Below are 20,172 nucleotides of genomic sequence, written 5' to 3'. Positions count from 1 at the left end.
CTTCCTATTCAATTTTTATAATTTGTCCTGAAGTAATTTTCGTTTCTGCATCATCACCTAAAGTTAGTTGAATTTGTCCATTTTTCAAGGACACAGACAGAACTTTATTACTTACTTCATCCTCATTCTCATTCAAATAAGAAACGTTTTTTCCAATCAATTGACTTGCTAGCACGAGATTATTTTCCGAAGCTTTTTTATTCATACTTGATATGTTAGCAGGCACAATTTTTGTTCCATCCTCCAATGTGAAAATCACACTGTCTTCTGAATAAGCAATCGAACTCACCTTTCCAGTACCAGAATATGTTTTGTCATTCCCAGCTTTATCAGTTACTACTTTGCTCCAATTTACTTCTTGACCAATAAATTGTCCGTATGAGATAAGATTCGACTGAGTTTGCAGCGAAATTAAATTAGTCATCGCAGTATTTAAATTTTGCATTTGTTCCAAGCTTGAGAACTGAGCCATTTGTGCGATAAACTCTTTATCATCCATTGGACTTGTTGGATCTTGGTTTTGTAATTGTGTAATTAAAAGCTTCAAGAAATCATCTTTTCCTAGTGATGAGCTGCCTGTGGAAGTATTAGATTTCGATTTCTGATATTCTGATAAAGAGAGAGAAGGGTCATTTATTGTATTTGCCATCGGTACTTGCTCCTCTATACTTCAATATTTAATAACTCCTCAATAAAAGAAGTTTTTTGTTTATTCTCATCATCATTTGCATCTTTCTTTTCTCTTTGCTGATGTGGATGTTGCTGTTCTTGCTGCTGATCTCTTTGCAACCTATCTTGAGATTGTGGAGAAACAACAATATCCACTTTATCAACTTGTAAATTCTGCGCGGTTAAACCATGTTTCAAACTAGTAAGTTGTTTTTCCAGTACGTCTTTCGCCTCAGTATTCGCAGTAATAATTCGAGCAATCATATTTCCTTCATTCTGAGTTACCTCAATTCGAATAGATCCTAAATGATCTGGCGCTAGTCGAATAGTTAGCTTTTGCATATCGCTCGTTTTAGTAAATGTACTATTGGCCAAAATTTTTACAAATTGCTCTTCTACCTTTTTCGAATGGATTGCTTCTCCTGAATCACTTAGGAGCATAAGCGGGTCTTGCTTCAGAAAAGTAGTTGGAATAGATGAAAATATTTTTGTGTCTGTATCTCCTTCACCAACTTCAACGTTTCCCTTTATTTCTGCATTTGACACTAATAACTCTCCTGACTTTCTTAAGGAGCTTACCATAATAGGGTTAACCATTTTTGGTAGAATCGTATTCTTTTCCACAAATTGCTTATCTAATTTCGCAAGAATAGAAGATATAATTGTCTTTAGCTCAGTTGTTGCTGCCGCAATACCATTTTCTGTCCCTGCTACACGGTTAAGATTAGCTTGCGTTGTTTCTGAAGACACTAATTTCTGCATTGCCAGTTGTTGTCCCTTCCCAACAACATTTCTGTTTTCTTGTAACAAACGATTTTGCATTGCTGTTAGTTTCTGATCGACTTCGGGAATTTTTTTTTGAAAATCTTCTTTAATATCATTAATTGCAATATCGACTGGTATATCCTCTGAAAGGAAGTTCCCAGTAGTATTTTTTGAAATTTCATTATTCAGTACTTTTTGATTTTCTATCTCTTTGACAACAGAAGCAAAAAAACCTCCAGATACCAAGTTTTCCTTACCAGAATTAGCATCACTTGTAATCATAGTATAGGCAGGATTAGCTTTATTTTGACTGAAAGCTACTTTCTTTAGTTCACTCTCACCCTCTACAAAAGGTTCCACGTTCTGTTCAGCGCTTTGCACCGTACCTGCTATGCTTTCATTCGAGTACACATTTTGTTCAAAAAAATTGTTTAAGGAAAGAATAAATCCTTGTAAATCTTCGACGGTTTCAGCAATTTTTTCATTGATAGTAAGATCAGGTAAACTTTTTACTGTTTTCTCAAGCAGCTTTAAATCAGAAAATAAATCTGGTAACTCTGTATGATTAAACATTTCTGGAGTTATCCTCGAATTTTGTCCTTCTATTAATACTTGAGTAATCTTGTTTTCAATCTTAATAAATGTTGCAGCTATGATACCTTCCATATCGGTCGCTTCTAAATCATTGATACCACTTTGATCTGAAATATCATAGTAAGTATTCCATAGCTTTTCTAGACTCATAGAAATTTCTTCATTGGGAATTTCTTTTGATGAACTAGACAATAATGCTAAAAGCTGATTTAAGCCTTCTTTCTGTTGATCTTGAGCAACTTTTGGACTTGATTTTTCTTGTTGATTAGTTGTTTGTAAAGAATTTATCAGCAATAAAAACTTTCCGCCAAGTTTTTCGTTTAGCATCCCTTTGTTTCCACTAGCTACTTCCACTTTTCGCAATGAATTTATCAGTTCTAATTGCAATTTTTCACCCCCTTTCTAGCCAATTTAAGTTTTATTGACTTGCTTTTGCTGATTTTGATAGCAGCTCTGTATATTTGGATGCAACAGGTGGCTCCATTTTCTCTAATACCGAAGCAAGTTTTGCTGGTTTAAGCTCTCCCAAAATTTTCATTGCTTCCTTTTCGCTCATTTCTGATAAAATAGCCGCTGCATTTTTCGGAGACATTGTTTCATATGTTTTAACAATCTCATTCATAGCTTTCTTTGTTTCCTCTTGGGCTGACTGGAGAGATTGTAACTCACTCTGCAGCTTCTCTTTTTCCGAATTAGCAGATTGAAATCTATTTTCACTATTTTCTAATTGTGATTCTAGTGACTTTATTTCTTTATCTCGTTCTTTTAGCTTTGTTTGTAAAGAGCTAATTGTATTTTTATTATTTTCCAGTAATTTATCGGTAGATTTTTTTTCTTCACTCAGAAAAGGAATTGCATTTAATAACTCTTTTCCTTTCTCTGCAACATCTGCTCCTGAATACATAAGCAAAAGGACGAGAACGATGATTGCAAATATTGTCGGAATGACTGCAACCATAAGAAATCGTTGAAAAATATTAAATGGCTTCTTTTTTTCTTCCCATGAATTTTCCATTTAGCCACCTACCTTTTCATGTTGCATGTATTGTTGAAGAGAAATATCATCCATTTGCTTGGCCTCTTCCGCTCTTGCTATTGCTAAATAATTCGAATGGTCTTTTTCTTTTATTTTCACAAACTTTTTTACTTCAAGGTTTTTTTCAAGCATTTTCTCTTGAAAATAAACCATTGAATTCCGTGCATTTTGCACCATTTTTTGGGCATGTTCAATTGTTTTTGCTAAATTGCCCACGAATTGCTGATGGTGTCTAATTTCTTGAACCGATAATCCGGACATCATTTTTTCTGCTTGATATGCTTCCAGATCTTCTTTTCTTTTCAACAGCTCATAGAGATTTTCAGCCGCTTCTTCAAATCTGTTTACCGATTGATTGTAAGCAGAGCTTGCTTCCTCTTTTTCTCTTTCGCGAATCGTTAAAATTTTTTCGAATTTAAATTGATAGCTCATCTTTTTATCCCTCTGTTCCAACTAAAGTTAATAAGGAATGAAGGCTCTCCTCAATTGAAACCTTTTCATCTGTTTCCTGCTTTATATAAGATAGGATGCTAGGATATAACCTAATTGCTGTATCAATCTCTTTAGAAGAACCTTTTTTATAGGCACCTATGTTGATTAAATCTTCCGAATTCATATAAGTACTCAAAAGATCTCGTAATCGCTCGGCCGCTTTTACATGCTCTTTTGAGACAACATGATTCATCACGCGGCTTACACTTTTTAAGACATTCACAGCAGGATATTGCCCTTTATTAGCAAGCTCACGGTCTAATACATAATGGCCATCTAAAATACCGCGTACGGTATCTGCGATCGGTTCATTCATATCATCCCCATCAACCAATACGGTATAAAAGGCTGTTATACTTCCAAATTCGTTTGTTCCCGTTCTTTCTAAGAGTTTTGGCAAGATAGCAAATACAGAAGGTGTATATCCTTTTGTGGTCGGCGGTTCACCAATAGCAAGTCCCACTTCTCTTTGCGCCATTGCAACCCGAGTAACAGAATCCATCATTAACATGACATTTAATCCTTTATCGCGAAAATATTCGGCAATAGCAGTAGCAGTATACGCACCCTTAATTCGCATTAAAGCTGGTTGATCAGATGTTGCAACAACAACAATCGATCGCTTCAGCCCCTCTGGCCCTAAGTCACGTTCAATAAATTCTCGTACTTCTCTACCGCGTTCCCCTATCAAGGCGATCACATTTAAATCTGCTTTTGTATTTCTGGCAATCATTCCTAGCAATGTACTTTTCCCAACACCACTACCTGCAAAAATCCCAAGTCTTTGTCCAGTGCCAACCGTTAAAAGTCCATCAATTAACCGAACTCCTACTTCCATCGATTGGGAAATAGGTGGTCTTGTCATTGGATTAGGAGGCTCTTGATCAATTGGAACAGACTTCAACCCTTTTGGTAACATCGATCCGTCTAAAGGCATTCCTAAAGCATCAACCGCAGTACCTATTAATCCTGGTCCAACCTTAATTTCTAATGGCTCAGAAGAGGCTTCTACTAAACAGCCTGGTGAAATGTCTTGGACAGTTGTATATGGCATTAAAATGATATTCCCCTCATTAAACCCTACAACTTCTGCCTTGATAATTCGTTTATGCTTTGTACCAATGTGGATATTACACACATCACCAATAGAACTTTCCGGTCCCTGTGATTCAATCATTAACCCTACAACTTTATTCACACGGCCATATTGCTTATAAGTGTCAATGGACGAAATCGAGCTTAGTAACTCAAGTGCTTTCACCCTTCTTCACTCTCCAATATTTCAAGTAACTTATTTTTAATCATAAGCAATTGCGTATCAACACTTGCATCTAAACGCCCATTTGCCGTTTCGATAATACAAGCATTTTCCTCAATCGTTTCATCAGGGAAAATGAAAAGATTTGGCTTAATCGGAAATAGTTGTAACAATTCTTCTTTTTCTGCTATTACCATTTCATAATGGATAGGACTGACATGTAACTGTATTTCCTTCTGTTTCCTTACTTCTTTAAGAGCATTTTGTACAAGATAGAGGAAGTTTTCTTCCTCTTCTTTTATCTTGTTATTCATAATTTTTTCGGCAACTTCAATTGCAAGCTCCAATATAGTAGTTTCAGCAGATTGTAAGTATTTTTCGTAATCCTCTTTTGATGCAGTTACTGTGTCTTTCGCTTGTTGAATAAAACTTAACATTTCATTATATCCTACATTTTGACCTTCTTCGTAACCTGCTTGAAAACCACTTTTCCTCGCTTCTTCTATTAAATCCCCTTTTTCTATATCCCAGTTTTGTCTTTCTTCCATAAGCTGTGCTCGTATAAGTTCGGCTTCTTCCAAAGCTTGGGCTTTCATTTCATCTGCTTCTTTCCGAGCCGACTCTACTATTCTGTTATATTCCGTTTGTGTAACTTCTCTAGAAAGATCCACCTCAGCATTGAAGGTATCTATATACTTAATCGAAATAACTTTCTCATTAGCGTCCTCTGGCTTTGAATATCTTGACTTTATTAATCTAGACAATGATATCATCTCCTCCGCCTCGGGCAACTACGATTTCGCCAGCATCCTCAAGACGTCTGATAATACCAACAATTCTTGATTGTGCCTCTTCTACATCCTTCAAGCGTACAGGTCCCATAAATTCCATCTCTTCTTTAAAGGACTCAGCCATTCTAGTAGACATGTTGCCATAAACAATCTCTTTCACTTCATCACCAGATACCTTAAGTGCAAGCATAAGATCTTCATTTTCACAATCACGAATAATTCTTTGAATTGCTCTATTATCCAATGTAACGATATCTTCAAAGACAAACATTCTCTTTTTAATTTCTTCTGCTAATTCTGGATCTTGGATTTCGAGTGCGTCTAAAATAGTGCGCTCTGTTGCTCTATCGACTCCATTTAGTACTTCAACAACCGCTTCGATACCACCAGTTTGTGTATAATCTTGCGTAACAGTGCTCGATAATTTTCTTTCTAATATTTGCTCGACTTCGTTAATGATTTCAGGTGAAGTACTATCCATTACAGCAATTCTCTTTGCAATATCAGCTTGGACTTCCTGTGGAAGCTCAGACAGGATTAGACCTGCCTGAGTGGGATCCAAGTAAGATAATATTAACGCAATCGTCTGTGGATGTTCATTTTGAATAAAATTTAATATTTGGTTTGGATCTGCTTTTCTCGCAAAATCAAAAGGTCTTACTTGCAGAGAAGAAGTAAGCCTATTTAAAATAATCGACGCTTGTTCTGCCCCAAGTGCCTTTTCTAACACCGTTTTTGCATAGCCAATACCACCTTGAGAAATATAATCTTGAGCAAGTGCAATATTATGAAATTCTTCTAAAACACTTTCTTTAGAAGTATTCTCGACCTTTCTAACTCCTGATATTTCTAAAGATAGTTTCTCAATTTCTTCCTCACTCAAATGCTTATAAACCGAAGCTGCAACATCAGGACCTAGCGATATAAGGAGAATGGCCGCTTTCTGTTTCCCAGATAACTCATTTGATTCTTTTCTTGCCATCTACACCACCCCTTAATCTTCCGTAATCCATGTACGAAGTAATTTTGCAAATTCCTCTGGTTTTTCTTTCGCCATTTTTTCAAGCTGTTTTCGTCTTATTGTTCCTTCTGATTCTTGTTGTTCCTCATTAATATCTGCTACAGGAGCAACCGGCTGAATAATTTCTTCTATTTCTTCTTCCTGTTTTTTCTTTCTTGCTCTCATAACGAAGAAGATTAATAGAATAATAACTGCAAGCAAGCCTCCTCCAACAGCGTAAATCCACCATGGAATTGATGCTTGAACAACGTCTGCTGCTTGTTTTTTACCGTTAAACGGCTGAACAGACACGGCAATCTTACTTTGGATATCCTCATCTGTTAATTCTCCACCTGTTGATGTTTTGTCAATCGAAGTTCTAACAATTGTCCCTAATATATTAGAAATATCATCGATACTTTCCTGTGGTAAGGAAGTAGAATCATTTGCATCAGGTGGCTCTACCATTACTTGAATGCCTAAATCGCGAATTTTATAGGGACTTTCCACAATTTGTTTTTTTATCCGATTTACTTCCCTATTAACGGTTTGATCGACTTTTTCATAGTTGCCATTTCCGGATCCTGTTTCTGAATTATAAGTAGTTACATCTGCATCGTCTTCTGCCTGCACAACTCCACCGGCAGCATTTTCACCTGTATATGTTTCTGTAATATTCTGTGCACTTATTTCAATTCCCGCCATATTTTCTTCATCAACTGGCGTAACTAGGTTTTCTTCTCTGTTTTCTTGGGTAAAGTCTATATCAGCAGTAACAGACACTACAACTTTATCTTGGCCCATCAACGTCCCTAGCATTGTTTGGACTTGTCTTTGAATATCACGTTCAATTTGCTTTTTCACATTATTTTGCGCAGTAAAAGTATCTGTCGCAGAATTATCTGAAGAATTTAAATCAAAATACTCAAAGTTTTGATTCGTAATGACGATATTATCTGTAGGAAGGTTCGGTACACTTTTGGACACGAGTGTATATAACCCTTCTATTTGATTTTCAGAGAAGTTATAGCCCGGCTTTGTATTTAATACAATCGAAGCTGTAGCTTCTTTCCCTTGATCTGAAACAAATACACTTTCTTCTGGTAATGTAATAACAACATTGGCATCATTAATTCCTTCAACACTCTTTATTAAATTGGCAATCTCGGTCTGCAGAGCATCTAATTTTAATACATTAAATTCATTATCTGTCATACCAAAGCTTGCATTCTTACTAAAAAAGGAATAATCAATATTACCAGACTTTGGAATTCCTTCTGCTGCAAGTTGTACTTTTAATGTATCGACTACTTCCTCTGGAACACTAATCACGGTACCTCCACCTGAAATTTCCGAAGTTATCCCTTTGCTATCTAAGCTCTCTTTAATAGCTCCTGTTTCAGAAGGTGTTAAATTACTGTATAATGGCACTAACGTTACTCTTGTAAAAAAATAAGTCGCAAACACAGCAATTAGAATAAGCAAAAGTCCGCTACCTGTTATCACAGTCTTTTGCTTTTTAGAACGACTTTGCCAAAACTCTTTTAAAGGATTAAATATTTTATTTAGATTCTCTTTCATTCTCTTCCCCCGGCTACCGTAATTTGTATAGGTATAAACCGCCCATCTTTTATATTGACTGTCTTCTACTTAAATGACATGGACACTTACTTGTCTAAAGTAGAAGCAACTTCGTTTTCTTTGCTAAAAGTTTAATCTTTATAGAAAACAGTCTTACATTAAACTGACATTCGCATCATTTCTTGATAAGCTTCTACTGCCTTATTGCGAATTTCTAATGTAGCTTGCATGGTAATGCTTGCTTTTTGCGAGGCAATCATCACTTGAGATAAATCAACGTTTTCTCCTCTTGCTAACTTATTTGTTAGCATATCTGATTCGTTTTGCGCTTGATTTACATTGTTAATTGATTCTTTTAAAAACGAAGCAAATTTTTTTTGCGTATCTGCTACAGCTGTCTTATTACTCGTTGCCGAATTTGTTAACGGTAATGCAGATGATACGGATGAAAAATTAATTGGTTCCATTTAAGTACTCCTTTTTTGTTTTATTTACCGATTTCTAATGTTTTCATTAACATACTTTTTGATGCATTTAAAACAGTCACATTTGCTTCATATGATCTTGATGCACTCATTAAATCAACCGTCTCTCGTAAAGGGTCCACATTTGGCATACGAACATATCCTGTTTCGTCCGCTTCTGGGTTCTCCGGATCGTACACCATTTCAAACGGTGTATCATCTTCTACAATGCGTGACACCTTCACTCCACCTGCAGTATTCGCGCTATTCCCTCTTGCAGCATTTAAATGAGAGGCAAATGATCCTTCTTGTTCTTGAAACACTACTTGTTTTCTTTTGTATGGCTCCCACTCACCATTTACTAATCTACCTCTTGTTGTATCAACATTTGCCATATTAGATGAAATTACATCCATTCTTAGCCGTTGTGCTGTTAAAGCAGAAGCAGTAGTATTCATACTAGTAAAAATGGTCATTTTTATTACTTACCTCCCCTAATTACATTTTCAAGGGAACTAAATTTTCCGCTAATTCGATCTACTAATGCATTGTAATAGATTTGGTTTGTCGCAAGGTCTGTCATCTCTTTTTCCATATCGACACTATTTCCGCTGTTATTGTAAGTAACTCTATTCTTTGTAATGACAGATGTTGAAGCAGTATTAGGAGCTGAAAACGGAATATGCTTACTATTCGTTACATTAGCTTCCATTGCACTAGATAACGAATCTTTAAAAGTCACTGTCTTTGCTTTATAATTCGGCGTGTCAACATTTGCAATATTTTGCGAGATTACTTTTTGCTTTTGATTCGAATAATTTATTGCATTTTCTAAGGTAGTTATTGTATTTGAGAAAAGTTTCACTTCATCACACCTCGAGCAGTCATTTTGAAAAAAATGTTGATTTTTGTTTTTTGATGACGATTTTTACATGATAGTTTTAATTTTAATTAATTTGTAATAATATGTCCATGGAAAAGAGGAATATTTTAGTGATTCTTTTTTCCTATTTTAGTTAATATTTGGTTTAAATTATCTTAAATCAGGGTAAAAAATGTTTTTTCACTATGCCGATGTTACTATTATCATAGTTATAACTTACTAATCGCTTCCCTTTTTCTGCTATGAGATTTAATATACCTTTTGCCATACTGTAATGTAAATGAAAAATAAATGGAAAATACGCGGTTTTTGTCGAATAATATGTACATAGCTTATTAGCTATTCGATTGATGATTTCAAAAAATCCTCTCTATTTTTGTCACATAAAAAAACCTTTTCTATTAAAGAAAAAGGTTTTTTTATAATGAATAATATTTTATCCTTATTTATTTGTTTTTAACTTTTCAAGTTCTAATAAGAATTTATCGTTAAGCACTTTTATATAAGTACCTTTCATTCCTAATGAACGAGACTCAATAACACCAGCACTTTCTAATTTACGCAATGCGTTGACAATTACAGATCTTGTAATTCCTACACGGTCTGCGATTTTAGAAGCTACTAATAAGCCTTCACTTCCGTTTAATTCTTCAAAAATATGCTCAATAGCTTCTAATTCACTATAGGATAGTGAACTGATTGCCATTTGAACAACCGCTTTACTTCTTGCTTCTTCTTCAATTTCTTCTGCTTTTTCACGAAGAATTTCCATACCAACAACAGTAGCACCGTATTCAGCAAGAATCAAATCATCGTCTTGGAATTGTTCTTGTAATCTTGCAAGAATTAATGTTCCTAATCTTTCTCCTCCACCAATAATTGGTACAATAGTTGTTAACCCTTTAGCAAATAATTCTTTATTTTCAACTGGGAAAGCAGTATATTCACTTTCAATTTCTAAATTACTAGAAGTTGATTGAATATTAAACAAGCTATTTGTGTATTCCTCAGGGAATTGACGATCTTCAAACATTTTTTTCATACGATCATTTTCGATTTGCTGATGAACTGCAAAACCTAATAATTTTCCTCTTCTGCTAACAACAAAGATATTTGCTTCGATAACATCACTTAATGTTTCAGACATTTCTTTGAAATTAACTGGTTTTCCAGCAGCTCTTTGTAACATTGCATTAATTTTTCTCGTTTTTGTTAATAAATCCATTTTTTATTCCTCCTGTTAACTAAAACCAACACTTGAAATAAATCTATGTCTACTTATACCTTTAACAATTCAGGAGTTTAAATTCCAATTGGCTTTCATTAGAGTATAAATTGACTTAAATCCTTATTTCTTGAGATGGCTCCTAACTTCTCCTCCACATACTTTGGAGTAATCGTTATTTTTTCCATTGTTATTTCTGGTGCTTCGAAAGACAGATCTTCCAATAATTTTTCGAGAATAGTATGCAGTCTTCGCGCACCGATATTGTCTGTATTTTGATTGACTTCATAAGCCACTTCAGCTATCTTACGAATAGCTTCGTCAGAAAATTCAATTTCTATACCTTCTGTATACAATAATGCTTGGTATTGCTTAATCAACGCATTATCTGGTTCCACAAGAATACGATAAAAATCATCCACTGTTAATTTAGTAAGTTCTACACGAATCGGAAATCTTCCTTGTAGCTCTGGAATTAAATCAGAAGGCTTTGACATATGAAATGCTCCAGCAGCAATAAACAATACATGGTCTGTTTTAACTGATCCATATTTTGTCACAACCGTTGATCCTTCTACTACAGGTAAAATATCTCGCTGCACACCTTCTCTGGAAACATCAGCTGAAGAACTACTGTTTGATTTGCTGGCAATTTTATCAATTTCATCGATAAATATCATTCCCATTTGCTCAGCACGAACGACTGCTTCTTGGGTAACCTCATCCATATCGATTAATTTTTGAGCTTCCTCGTTTGTTAATATTGTACGTGCTTCCCTAACTGTTAGTTTTCGCTTTTTCTTCTTTTTCGGCATAAAACTACTTAAAGCGTCCTGCATATTCATCCCCATTTGTTCCATACCAGAACCTTGGAGCATATCAAACATAGAAGGCTGTTGTTCTTCCACCTCTACAGAAACCACTTCATCTTCCAGTTCACCTTGAGCAAGCTTTTCTTTTACTATTTTTCTCTTTTCTGATTTACTAGTTTCTTCTACAGTAGGCTCTTCTTCCTCTGTGTCTGCCCCACCGCCGCCGAAAAGCATTTCCAGAGGGTTTTTATAACTGGATGTTTTCTTTGCAGCAGACGGAACTAATAATTCAACGAGACGATTATTTGCCGCAACTTCCGCTCTTTCTCTTACTTGAAACATCTTCTCTTCCTTTACCAAGCGTACAGATGTTTCGACAAGATCACGGACCATTGATTCTACATCACGGCCAACATATCCCACCTCTGTAAATTTAGTAGCTTCTACCTTAACAAATGGTGCATTAACAATTTTTGCAATTCTTCTGGCAATTTCCGTTTTTCCGACACCAGTAGGTCCAATCATCAAAATATTTTTCGGACTAATCTCATCTCTTAACTTTTCATCAAGAAGACTTCTGCGAAAACGGTTTCTTAAAGCGACAGCCACCGCTTTTTTTGCATCTTTTTGTCCGACAATATATTGATCAAGTCGTTCTACAATTTGCCGAGGTGTTAAACTAGCGCTTTTTTGCATATTAAAAATCCTCCCCTATAATTCTTCCACGATGATATTATTATTTGTATAGACACAAATCTCACCAGCAATCTCTAGAGCTGCTTTAGCGATATCATATGCAGAAAGATTATCTCCTGAGTAAGTTTTTAGTGCTCTGCCAGCTGCTAAAGCATAGTTTCCGCCAGATCCAATTGCAAGTATACCATCATCTGGTTCTATTACTTCTCCTGTTCCAGATACCAATAATAGATCCGTTTCATTCATTACGATCAGCATCGCTTCAAGTTTTCTAAGAACTTTATCACTGCGCCAGAGCTTCGCAAGCTCTACTGAGGCACGTTGTAGGTTCCCATTATACTCATCTAATTTTCCTTCAAATAGTTCAAAAAGAGTAAAGGCATCCGCAACTGATCCCGCAAATCCTGCAATTACTTTCCCATTAAAAAGCTTTCTAACCTTACGGGCTGTATGTTTCATCACAACAGCATTTCCAAGCGTGACTTGACCATCACCAGACATTGCTGATTTCCCTTTATGTTTAACTGCAAAAATTGTTGTTGCATGAAATTGTGGCATTTCAGACATGTTACTTCCTCCTTCTACCAATTGACTATGCCCTAGGATGATAAGACATATACGTCTTTTTTAGATACTCATTTGTGACATGCGTATATATTTGTGTTGACGTTAAAAATGCATGACCTAATAATTCCTGAACGGTTCTCATATCTGCACCATTAGCCAGTAAATGTGTGGCAAATGAATGTCTCAATTTATGGGGATGAATTTTCCCTTGTGAGGATGAAGTATTCATCATTTTATTTAAGATATCACGAACTCCGTTATCTGTTAAAATTCCTCCGCGATAATTAACAAACAGATAAGAATGATCTGTTGAGTTTTTCATCAACTGATTCCTACCCGCTTTTATGTACGCTTCCAGAGCATTATGAGCAAAACTACCAAACGGAACATATCTTTCCTTTTGGCCCTTTCCCCTAACTAACACAGTTGAGACACTAAAATCAATATCACTCAACTGAATTTTTGTGCATTCACCAACACGGATGCCGGTTGCATACAATAATTCAAGCAATGCTTTATTTCTTAGTCCAAGGGGCGTGTTCGTATCACATGATAAAAAGAGTTGCTGCAATTCTTCCTCGTAGAAAAAATCAGGTAATCTCTTTTCTAGCTTTGGGATTGATACAGCAGAAAACGGGTTATTTTCTACTATTTTTTCCCTAAGCAAAAAACGATAAAAACTTCTCAAACTAGAGATTTTTCGCGCAATTGTTTTTCTTGCTAATTGCATTGAAAAAAGCTCAGTTAAGTATATTCTTACATCAGATGGACTCACGTCTTCTAACTTGTCTATTACTTGATCTTTCATAAAGTGAAAGAATTGGTTAATATCTTGTGTATAAAATTCTATTGTATATGGTGAGTAATTTTTTTCAATCTGCAAATAGGCAATAAATGCTTGAACATGATTGTTTAATTCCTGTTTCATAACCTCACCTCACAATGGCTTCATCATATTATCATACTTTTTAGCTACAATCAATTAATTTACATATTTTTCACAAAGTTCCGAATTGTTCGCAATAATTCTTTCATGTCCTATTGTTTCTACATTCTTCCCTTTTGAGATTAGGACTAACCCTAAATGTTTATGGCACTTTCTTTTTAGAGTATATCGCTTTAAGCACAAAGGAATTAGAATAATACTACAAACGTAAATAAATTGTCATTTTTTATTCTGTTAAAAAGTATGGATGATGTTCACTCATAGCATTTTACTATACGATTGAAAGAATGAAAAGTTTCTACTTCAAGTGAATTAATATTTTTTTCGCAAACATCTATTTTTCTTCCATTATATATCTAATTTAGGAGAGAAAACTTCGACAGTAACGTGACAAGAGAGTGAGCATTTGCTCACCCTCATATAAATTTATTTATTCTAGCTATTTTTAGCTTTGTGGTTCTTCTTTGTAGTCACAGTTTACGCACTGTACTTGAACACCTTTTTTTAATTTTTTCTCCACTAACATATTTTCACATTTTGGACATGGTCTTTGTAGTGGTTTATCCCATGAAATGAAGTCACATTCTGGGAATCGATCACAACCATAAAAAATTCTACGTTTTTTACTTTTTCTTTCAATTATATTTCCTTCATGGCACTTCGGACATTTCACTCCAATATCCTTCACGATTGCTTTCGTATTTCTACACTCTGGAAAATTACTACATGCCATAAATTTCCCATAACGGCCCATTTTAAATACCATCGGGTGGCCACATTCTTCGCAATCCTCTCCAGCTGGCTCATCTTTGATTTCAATGGTTTGCATCTCTTGTTCTGCAACTTCCAGTCTTTTCTCGAACGTTTTATAAAAATCGTCGATAACCTTTACCCAATTGACCTTGCCCGCCTCAATATTATCCAAGTCTTGTTCCATATTGGCTGTAAACTCAATATTTAATATTTCCGGGAAAAATTCTAAAATTAACTCTAAAACAATTTCCCCAAGCTCCGTTGGAATAAATCGTTTGTTATCAAGGGCCACATAACCTCGTTTTTGAATCGTATCTAAGGTTGGTGCGAATGTAGATGGTCTTCCTATTCCCAATTCCTCTAGTGTTCTAACTAATCTTGCTTCTGTATAACGTGGAGGTGGCTGAGTGAAATGCTGCTTTGTATCAATATCCTTATTTAAGACAACATCTCCTTCTTTTAAATCTGGGAGTTGTCGATCTTTCTCATCAACGTTGTCATCTGTACCCTCCACATATACCTTCATAAAACCTGGGAACTTAATTTTTGAACCATTAGCACGAAAAAGTACGTTACCATTTGATAAATCCACACTCATTGTATCCATAACTGCCGGAGCCATTTGGCTGGCAATAAATCTTTCCCACACTAGCTTATACAATCGAAATTGATCTCGAGATAAATATTCCTTCATCTTACTCGGCTCACGACCAATGCTAGTTGGACGGACTGCTTCATGGGCATCTTGGACCTTTGGATTTTTCTTCTCTTGTTTCTTCTCTTCACGTGTATACTCTTTGCCATAATGACTATTTATATAGTCATATGCTTCACTTTGTGCAACCTCTGATATTCTAGTGGAATCCGTTCTCATATAGGTTATCAAACCCACTGTTCCTTCTTTACCAAGATCTATACCTTCATATAATTGCTGTGCTAACATCATTGTTTTCTTTGCTCGGAAATTCAATTTGCGGGCAGCTTCCTGCTGTAAAGAAGAAGTTGTAAATGGAACGGCAGGGTTTCTCTTCCGCTCTTTTTTACTCACTTTATCGACAGTAAACTTATTATCTTTTAACTGACTAGTAATTTTTTTCACTTCATCTTCTGAATGCAACTCGACTTTTTTTCCATTGATACCATAAAAAGATGCTTCAAAATTATTTTTTCCTTTTATAAAGCTTCCTTCAATGGACCAGTATTCTTCTGGTACAAATTCTTTAATTTCTTGTTCTCTTTCAATAATGAGACGTACTGCAACTGATTGTACTCTTCCCGCACTAAGCCCTTTTTTTACTTTTTTCCATAATAATGGACTGATATTATACCCCACTAAGCGGTCTAAAACTCTTCTAGCCTGCTGAGAATCTACTAAATCCATATTTATTGCACGAGGATGCTTAAATGATTCTTTGATGGCATCTTTTGTTATCTCATTGAAAACAACGCGGCAATCTGATTCGATATCCACATTTAAGCTATTTGCTAAATGCCAAGCAATTGCCTCTCCTTCACGATCCGGGTCAGCTGCTAAATAAATCTTTTTGGCTTTTTTTGCTGCTGTTTTCAGTTCTTTTAATACAGGGCCTTTTCCACGGATAGTTATGTACTTCGGCTCAAATTGTTTTTCTATATCAACACCCATTTGGCTTTTAGGCAAATCCCTAATGTGCCCCATTGATGCTTTCACTTTATATTTTTTTCCTAAATATCGTTCTATTGTCTTTGCTTTAGCTGGTGACTCAACGATTACTAAAAAATCTGACATTAACTGTCCTCCTTAAGAGGGATTTAAATATTCACTATTATTGTATACTATGTTTTGATTTGTCAAACATTCCGATAACTAGCAAACGTTTTCACTCTCTTTATTTACATCATTTTATCTTTTAAATATCTATACGTTGCAAAATGTATAACAAAATGATAAAAATAGCAACACTTTTTTTGAAGTTTCATGAAAAACTCCAAATTTATGGAATTTCTTACGCTTTGGTTTGGAGTAACGTTTTTACTTTCTTAACTGCCGCTAAATCCCCTCCGTTAAATTCTCATTAGAAGAGGTATTAGTCATACTGACCTTACAAAAAAAGATAATCCCTTATATAATTTGCTGCTTATAGCGTATCACTTTCCTTTTGTATTGCAAACTATTTTCATTTTACTATCTGTGAAAATGATTATTTTACTTAATATATTTGTATGCTAAGCTACTCTAGTTTTACTTTTTTTTACTCCGATATATGCTTCCATTCTTCTAGTATATCTTTTGCTTCAAGCACTGGCTTTGCGCCTTGTTGTATTAATTCATTTGGACCATCTGAATAGGGACTAAATATATTTCCTGGAACAGCAAATACATCCCGTCCTTCATTTACTGCGAAATTAGCAGTTATTAACGATCCACTTTTTTTCTTCGCTTCTACTACAAGTGTTCCATTGCTTAAACCGCTTATAATTCGATTTCTCATGGGAAATTGCCATTTTAGCGGCTTAGTTAGCGGAGGATATTCGGAGATGACTAAATGATGTTTCATCATATCTCCTGCTAACTGTATGCTTTCTTTTGGATAGATATGAAAAATACCTCCAGCAATAACACCGATGGTTTTGCCGCCATTTTCAATTGCCAGTTTATGGGCAATCGAATCAACCCCATGCGCAAGTCCACTTACAATGGTGATTTTCTCCTCTACTAGTTCTTTCATCAACCTCTTTATTACTTTAGTACTATAACTGGTAGCTAAGCGCGAACCTACAATTGCAAGCTTTCTCTTCGATTGTAGCAGCTCAAGATCTCCTTTTGCATAAAGAACCCAAGGTGGCTGATATATTTCTTTTAAAAACGGCGGATATAACGGATCAAAAAATGTAATTGGATGAATTTGATTATAACGATACTGGATTAATTGTTCTTCTACATGATGAGAATGGATTGTCTTTACTATTTCCTTTTCCATAGTAGGTGAAATAGAGGATATAAAGGAAGGGATTTTCTCCAACTGAAGAGTGGGATCTTCTTTTAGAAGACGATCGATCATTTTCCAGCTGATTCCTTGACAATGATGTAATTTCACTAATAATTTATTTATTATTTCCATCTTTTCTTCCTTTCGCTTTCTCCTTTTCACAAAGAAATTAGCTAAAAATACAAAAGAAAGAGAAACATAAATTAAGTAAGGAATTATCTTCCTTCATTATAATGAGTTTTCCTGAAAATTCCTAGCATTGTTATACTGTTTCCCTTGTAAATTAGTAGATTAGCTACATATGCCATCCTCTTGAAAAAAATCAAGAAAAAACCTAGCCTTATTTAGTAGAATAAGGCTAGATTAAGCTTTTCTCTATTTTGCTACTACTTCATGCGTCTTACATTTTTCGTATATCGACTGCTCTTTTAACACCTCAATTAGCGTTGCTCCCATATCAGATGGTGTTGGGGCTACTTTAATGCCGCATTCCGTTAGAACACTAATTTTTTCATCTGCTGTTCCTTTACCACCAGAGATTATTGCCCCCGCATGACCCATACGCTTTCCTGGAGGAGCAGTACGACCGCCGATAAATCCAACAACTGGCTTCGTCATATTTTCTTTCACCCAGCGGGCTGCTTCTTCTTCAGCCGTCCCGCCGATTTCCCCTATCATGATAACTGCATACGTATCTTCATCTTCATTAAATGCTTTTAACGTATCAATAAAATCTGTTCCATTGACTGGATCTCCACCAATTCCAACAGCTGTTGACTGACCAATCCCTGCTTGAGATAGTTGATGAACAGCCTCATATGTTAAAGTACCAGAACGAGAGACAACCCCTACATGCCCTTTCTTATGAATATATCCTGGCATAATACCAATTTTACATTCTTCTGGGGTAATCACTCCTGGACAGTTTGGTCCTATTAATCTAGTCTTTTTCCCTTCCAAGTAGCGCTTAACTTTCACCATGTCCAGAACAGGAATATGTTCGGTAATACAGATTACTAAGTCTAGTTCAGCATCAACCGCTTCTAAAATAGCGTCTGCTGCAAATGGAGCTGGTACATAAATAACAGATGCATTTGCTTCGGTTACATCTACTGCATCTTTAACGGTATTAAATACAGGCACTCCCTCTACCGTTGTACCACCTTTCCCTGGTGTTACCCCGCCAACTATTTTCGTCCCATATTCAAGCATTTGCTTAGTATGAAATAGTGCTGTTGCACCTGTGATTCCTTGGACAAGGACTTTTGTATCTTTATTAATAAAAACACTCATTATGCATTCCCTCCTTGTTCTACTAGGGTTACAATTTTCTCAGCACCATCAGCCATCGATTCTGCTGCAACAATATCTACTCCAGATTCTCGAAGAATTTTTTTGCCAAGTTCCACATTTGTTCCTTCTAAGCGAACAACTAATGGCACATGAAGACTAACTTGCTTTGCAGCTTCCACAATTCCGGTCGCAATAACATCACATTTCATGATGCCACCAAAAATATTGACAAAAATCCCCTTCACGTTAGAATCAGATAGAATGATTTTAAATGCTTCCGTTACTTTTTCTGCTGTCGCGCCGCCCCCAACATCTAAGAAGTTGGCCGGTTCTCCGCCATAATGCTTAACAATATCCATTGTTGCCATAGCAAGTCCAGCACCATTTACCATACAGCCGATATTTCCATTTAACGCAATATAGCTTAAATCATATTTAGAAGCTTCTAATTCTTTTTCATTTTCTTCATCTAAATCCCTATATGCAACAATATCTTTATGTCTATACAATGCATTTGAATCAAAATTTAATTTTGCATCCAGTGCGATAATATTCCCATCTTCCGTTAAAACTAAGGGATTAATTTCGGCGATAGAGCAGTCTTTTTCAACAAATACTTTATATAATCCAGTCATAAAGGCAACTGCTTTATTAACTTGCTTGCTCGGAATGTTAATAGAGAAAGCAACTCGACGTGCTTGAAATGGAGTTAGACCAGTCACTGGATCAATAACTTCTTTTACGATCTTCTCGGGGTACTTTTCTGCAATTTCCTCAATTTCTGTGCCGCCTTCTTCAGAGGCCATCAATACGATTCTAGATGTTGCTCGATCCACGACAAATCCTATGTAATATTCCTTCTTGATTCGACAACCTTCTTCAATTAATAATCGTTTCACAACTTTTCCTTCGGGACCTGTTTGATGAGTTACTAATGTGCTCCCTAGAATATCTGAAGCATATGTTTGTACTTCATCTAAGCTTTTGGCAACTTTTACTCCTCCAGCCTTACCGCGACCACCTGCATGGATTTGCGCTTTCACTACCCATACATCACTATTTAATGTTTCCGCAGCTCGCACTGCCTCTTCTACTGTAAAAGCTACTTTTCCTTTTGGTACTGCGACGCCATTTAATTCTAAAATCTCTTTCCCCTGATATTCATGAATATTCAAGCTTCCACACCCCTTAATTTCCCTTTTTGTGTAAAATTGGAGACAACTGCATGATGACTTTCGTGAATGAATAACTTTTTCTCATCCATTTATTTGTTTTTTCCAAAACATAAGTATCGTTATCACTGTATTAATATTCTTTTCGAGAGCAAATTACGATTATTTTATGTATTTAGAAAAGACAAAAATATGTTCACGCTTTC

At 35.6% G+C, this 20,172-nt stretch carries 19 protein-coding genes; all 19 read right to left on the bottom strand.

The window, feature by feature from the left end; translation table 11 throughout:
* Positions 1–4: 4 nt before the first annotated feature.
* A complete protein-coding gene (gene flgD / locus NX902_RS09865; protein WP_172859995.1) occupies positions 5–649 on the bottom strand; it encodes a flagellar hook assembly protein FlgD in 645 nt (214 codons plus the stop codon).
* A 14-nt stretch (positions 650–663) separates the two neighbouring features.
* Entirely contained in the window at positions 664–2,415 is a 1,752-nt protein-coding gene (locus tag NX902_RS09860) for a flagellar hook-length control protein FliK (protein WP_341160702.1), read from the bottom strand.
* Positions 2,416–2,446: 31 nt separating this feature from the next.
* A complete protein-coding gene (locus tag NX902_RS09855; protein ID WP_095329188.1) occupies positions 2,447–3,043 on the bottom strand; it encodes a MotE family protein in 597 nt (198 codons plus the stop codon).
* Positions 3,044–3,496: a flagellar export protein FliJ gene (gene fliJ / locus NX902_RS09850; RefSeq protein ID WP_095329187.1), complete on the bottom strand. Its 453-nt coding sequence runs from the start codon at positions 3,494–3,496 to the stop codon at positions 3,044–3,046.
* Between the two features lie 4 nt (positions 3,497–3,500).
* The gene (fliI, locus tag NX902_RS09845) at positions 3,501–4,817 is read right to left on the bottom strand and encodes a flagellar protein export ATPase FliI (protein ID WP_095329186.1); all 1,317 of its coding nucleotides are present in this window, start codon (positions 4,815–4,817) and stop codon (positions 3,501–3,503) included.
* The gene (gene fliH / locus NX902_RS09840; protein WP_163184993.1) at positions 4,814–5,578 is read right to left on the bottom strand and encodes a flagellar assembly protein FliH; all 765 of its coding nucleotides are present in this window, start codon (positions 5,576–5,578) and stop codon (positions 4,814–4,816) included. Before fliH ends, fliI begins: the two co-directional genes overlap by 4 nt.
* On the bottom strand, positions 5,571–6,587 hold the full coding sequence (gene fliG, locus NX902_RS09835) for a flagellar motor switch protein FliG (protein ID WP_123257454.1): 1,017 nt from the start codon (positions 6,585–6,587) through the stop codon (positions 5,571–5,573). Before fliG ends, fliH begins: the two co-directional genes overlap by 8 nt.
* 12 nt (positions 6,588–6,599) lie before the next feature.
* Complete coding sequence (gene fliF / locus NX902_RS09830) at positions 6,600–8,186, bottom strand: flagellar basal-body MS-ring/collar protein FliF (protein WP_163184990.1); 1,587 nt, start codon at positions 8,184–8,186, stop codon at positions 6,600–6,602.
* A 158-nt stretch (positions 8,187–8,344) separates the two neighbouring features.
* Complete coding sequence (fliE, locus tag NX902_RS09825) at positions 8,345–8,653, bottom strand: flagellar hook-basal body complex protein FliE (protein WP_095329182.1); 309 nt, start codon at positions 8,651–8,653, stop codon at positions 8,345–8,347.
* Between the two features lie 20 nt (positions 8,654–8,673).
* A complete protein-coding gene (gene flgC / locus NX902_RS09820) occupies positions 8,674–9,126 on the bottom strand; it encodes a flagellar basal body rod protein FlgC (protein WP_123257452.1) in 453 nt (150 codons plus the stop codon).
* 5 nt (positions 9,127–9,131) lie between these two features.
* Positions 9,132–9,515: a flagellar basal body rod protein FlgB gene (flgB, locus tag NX902_RS09815; protein WP_095329180.1), complete on the bottom strand. Its 384-nt coding sequence runs from the start codon at positions 9,513–9,515 to the stop codon at positions 9,132–9,134.
* 460 nt (positions 9,516–9,975) lie between these two features.
* Positions 9,976–10,758, bottom strand: coding sequence for a GTP-sensing pleiotropic transcriptional regulator CodY (gene codY, locus NX902_RS09810; protein WP_095329173.1), 783 nt, complete (start codon positions 10,756–10,758; stop codon positions 9,976–9,978).
* Between the two features lie 98 nt (positions 10,759–10,856).
* The gene (gene hslU, locus NX902_RS09805) at positions 10,857–12,266 is read right to left on the bottom strand and encodes an HslU--HslV peptidase ATPase subunit (RefSeq protein WP_163184987.1); all 1,410 of its coding nucleotides are present in this window, start codon (positions 12,264–12,266) and stop codon (positions 10,857–10,859) included.
* A 15-nt stretch (positions 12,267–12,281) separates the two neighbouring features.
* Positions 12,282–12,824 (bottom strand): ATP-dependent protease subunit HslV, encoded by a 543-nt coding sequence (hslV, locus tag NX902_RS09800; protein ID WP_016201113.1) that lies wholly within the window; start codon positions 12,822–12,824, stop codon positions 12,282–12,284.
* 34 nt (positions 12,825–12,858) lie between these two features.
* Positions 12,859–13,761 (bottom strand): tyrosine recombinase XerC, encoded by a 903-nt coding sequence (gene xerC, locus NX902_RS09795; RefSeq protein WP_123257451.1) that lies wholly within the window; start codon positions 13,759–13,761, stop codon positions 12,859–12,861.
* 463 nt (positions 13,762–14,224) lie between these two features.
* On the bottom strand, positions 14,225–16,300 hold the full coding sequence (topA, locus tag NX902_RS09790) for a type I DNA topoisomerase (RefSeq protein ID WP_095329170.1): 2,076 nt from the start codon (positions 16,298–16,300) through the stop codon (positions 14,225–14,227).
* Between the two features lie 463 nt (positions 16,301–16,763).
* A complete protein-coding gene (gene dprA, locus NX902_RS09785; RefSeq protein ID WP_095329169.1) occupies positions 16,764–17,633 on the bottom strand; it encodes a DNA-processing protein DprA in 870 nt (289 codons plus the stop codon).
* A 243-nt stretch (positions 17,634–17,876) separates the two neighbouring features.
* Complete coding sequence (sucD, locus tag NX902_RS09780) at positions 17,877–18,794, bottom strand: succinate--CoA ligase subunit alpha (RefSeq protein WP_095329168.1); 918 nt, start codon at positions 18,792–18,794, stop codon at positions 17,877–17,879.
* A complete protein-coding gene (gene sucC / locus NX902_RS09775) occupies positions 18,794–19,969 on the bottom strand; it encodes an ADP-forming succinate--CoA ligase subunit beta (protein WP_047939991.1) in 1,176 nt (391 codons plus the stop codon). Before sucC ends, sucD begins: the two co-directional genes overlap by 1 nt.
* Between the last annotated feature and the right edge of the window lie 203 nt (positions 19,970–20,172).

The organism is Niallia sp. FSL W8-0954, from assembly GCF_038005605.1.
Taxonomy (GTDB): Bacteria; Bacillota; Bacilli; order Bacillales; family Cytobacillaceae; genus Niallia; species Niallia circulans_A.
The sequence above is the reverse complement of the archived record's forward strand: the minus strand, read 5'-3'. Positions and strand labels throughout refer to the sequence as shown.

What these genes read in the sequence shown, in the direction of transcription:
- hslU (WP_163184987.1), bottom strand. Translation starts at nt 12,266, where the DNA reads ATGCAAAAAAGCGCTAGTTTAACACCTCGGCAAATTGTAGAACGACTT.
- fliF (WP_163184990.1), bottom strand. Translation starts at nt 8,186, where the DNA reads ATGAAAGAGAATCTAAATAAAATATTTAATCCTTTAAAAGAGTTTTGG.
- sucD (WP_095329168.1), bottom strand. Translation starts at nt 18,794, where the DNA reads ATGAGTGTTTTTATTAATAAAGATACAAAAGTCCTTGTCCAAGGAATC.
- NX902_RS09855 (WP_095329188.1), bottom strand. Translation starts at nt 3,043, where the DNA reads ATGGAAAATTCATGGGAAGAAAAAAAGAAGCCATTTAATATTTTTCAA.
- codY (WP_095329173.1), bottom strand. Translation starts at nt 10,758, where the DNA reads ATGGATTTATTAACAAAAACGAGAAAAATTAATGCAATGTTACAAAGA.
- flgD (WP_172859995.1), bottom strand. Translation starts at nt 649, where the DNA reads ATGGCAAATACAATAAATGACCCTTCTCTCTCTTTATCAGAATATCAG.
- fliJ (WP_095329187.1), bottom strand. Translation starts at nt 3,496, where the DNA reads ATGAGCTATCAATTTAAATTCGAAAAAATTTTAACGATTCGCGAAAGA.
- xerC (WP_123257451.1), bottom strand. Translation starts at nt 13,761, where the DNA reads ATGAAACAGGAATTAAACAATCATGTTCAAGCATTTATTGCCTATTTG.
- fliG (WP_123257454.1), bottom strand. Translation starts at nt 6,587, where the DNA reads ATGGCAAGAAAAGAATCAAATGAGTTATCTGGGAAACAGAAAGCGGCC.
- flgC (WP_123257452.1), bottom strand. Translation starts at nt 9,126, where the DNA reads ATGACCATTTTTACTAGTATGAATACTACTGCTTCTGCTTTAACAGCA.
- hslV (WP_016201113.1), bottom strand. Translation starts at nt 12,824, where the DNA reads ATGCCACAATTTCATGCAACAACAATTTTTGCAGTTAAACATAAAGGG.
- fliE (WP_095329182.1), bottom strand. Translation starts at nt 8,653, where the DNA reads ATGGAACCAATTAATTTTTCATCCGTATCATCTGCATTACCGTTAACA.
- topA (WP_095329170.1), bottom strand. Translation starts at nt 16,300, where the DNA reads ATGTCAGATTTTTTAGTAATCGTTGAGTCACCAGCTAAAGCAAAGACA.
- dprA (WP_095329169.1), bottom strand. Translation starts at nt 17,633, where the DNA reads ATGGAAATAATAAATAAATTATTAGTGAAATTACATCATTGTCAAGGA.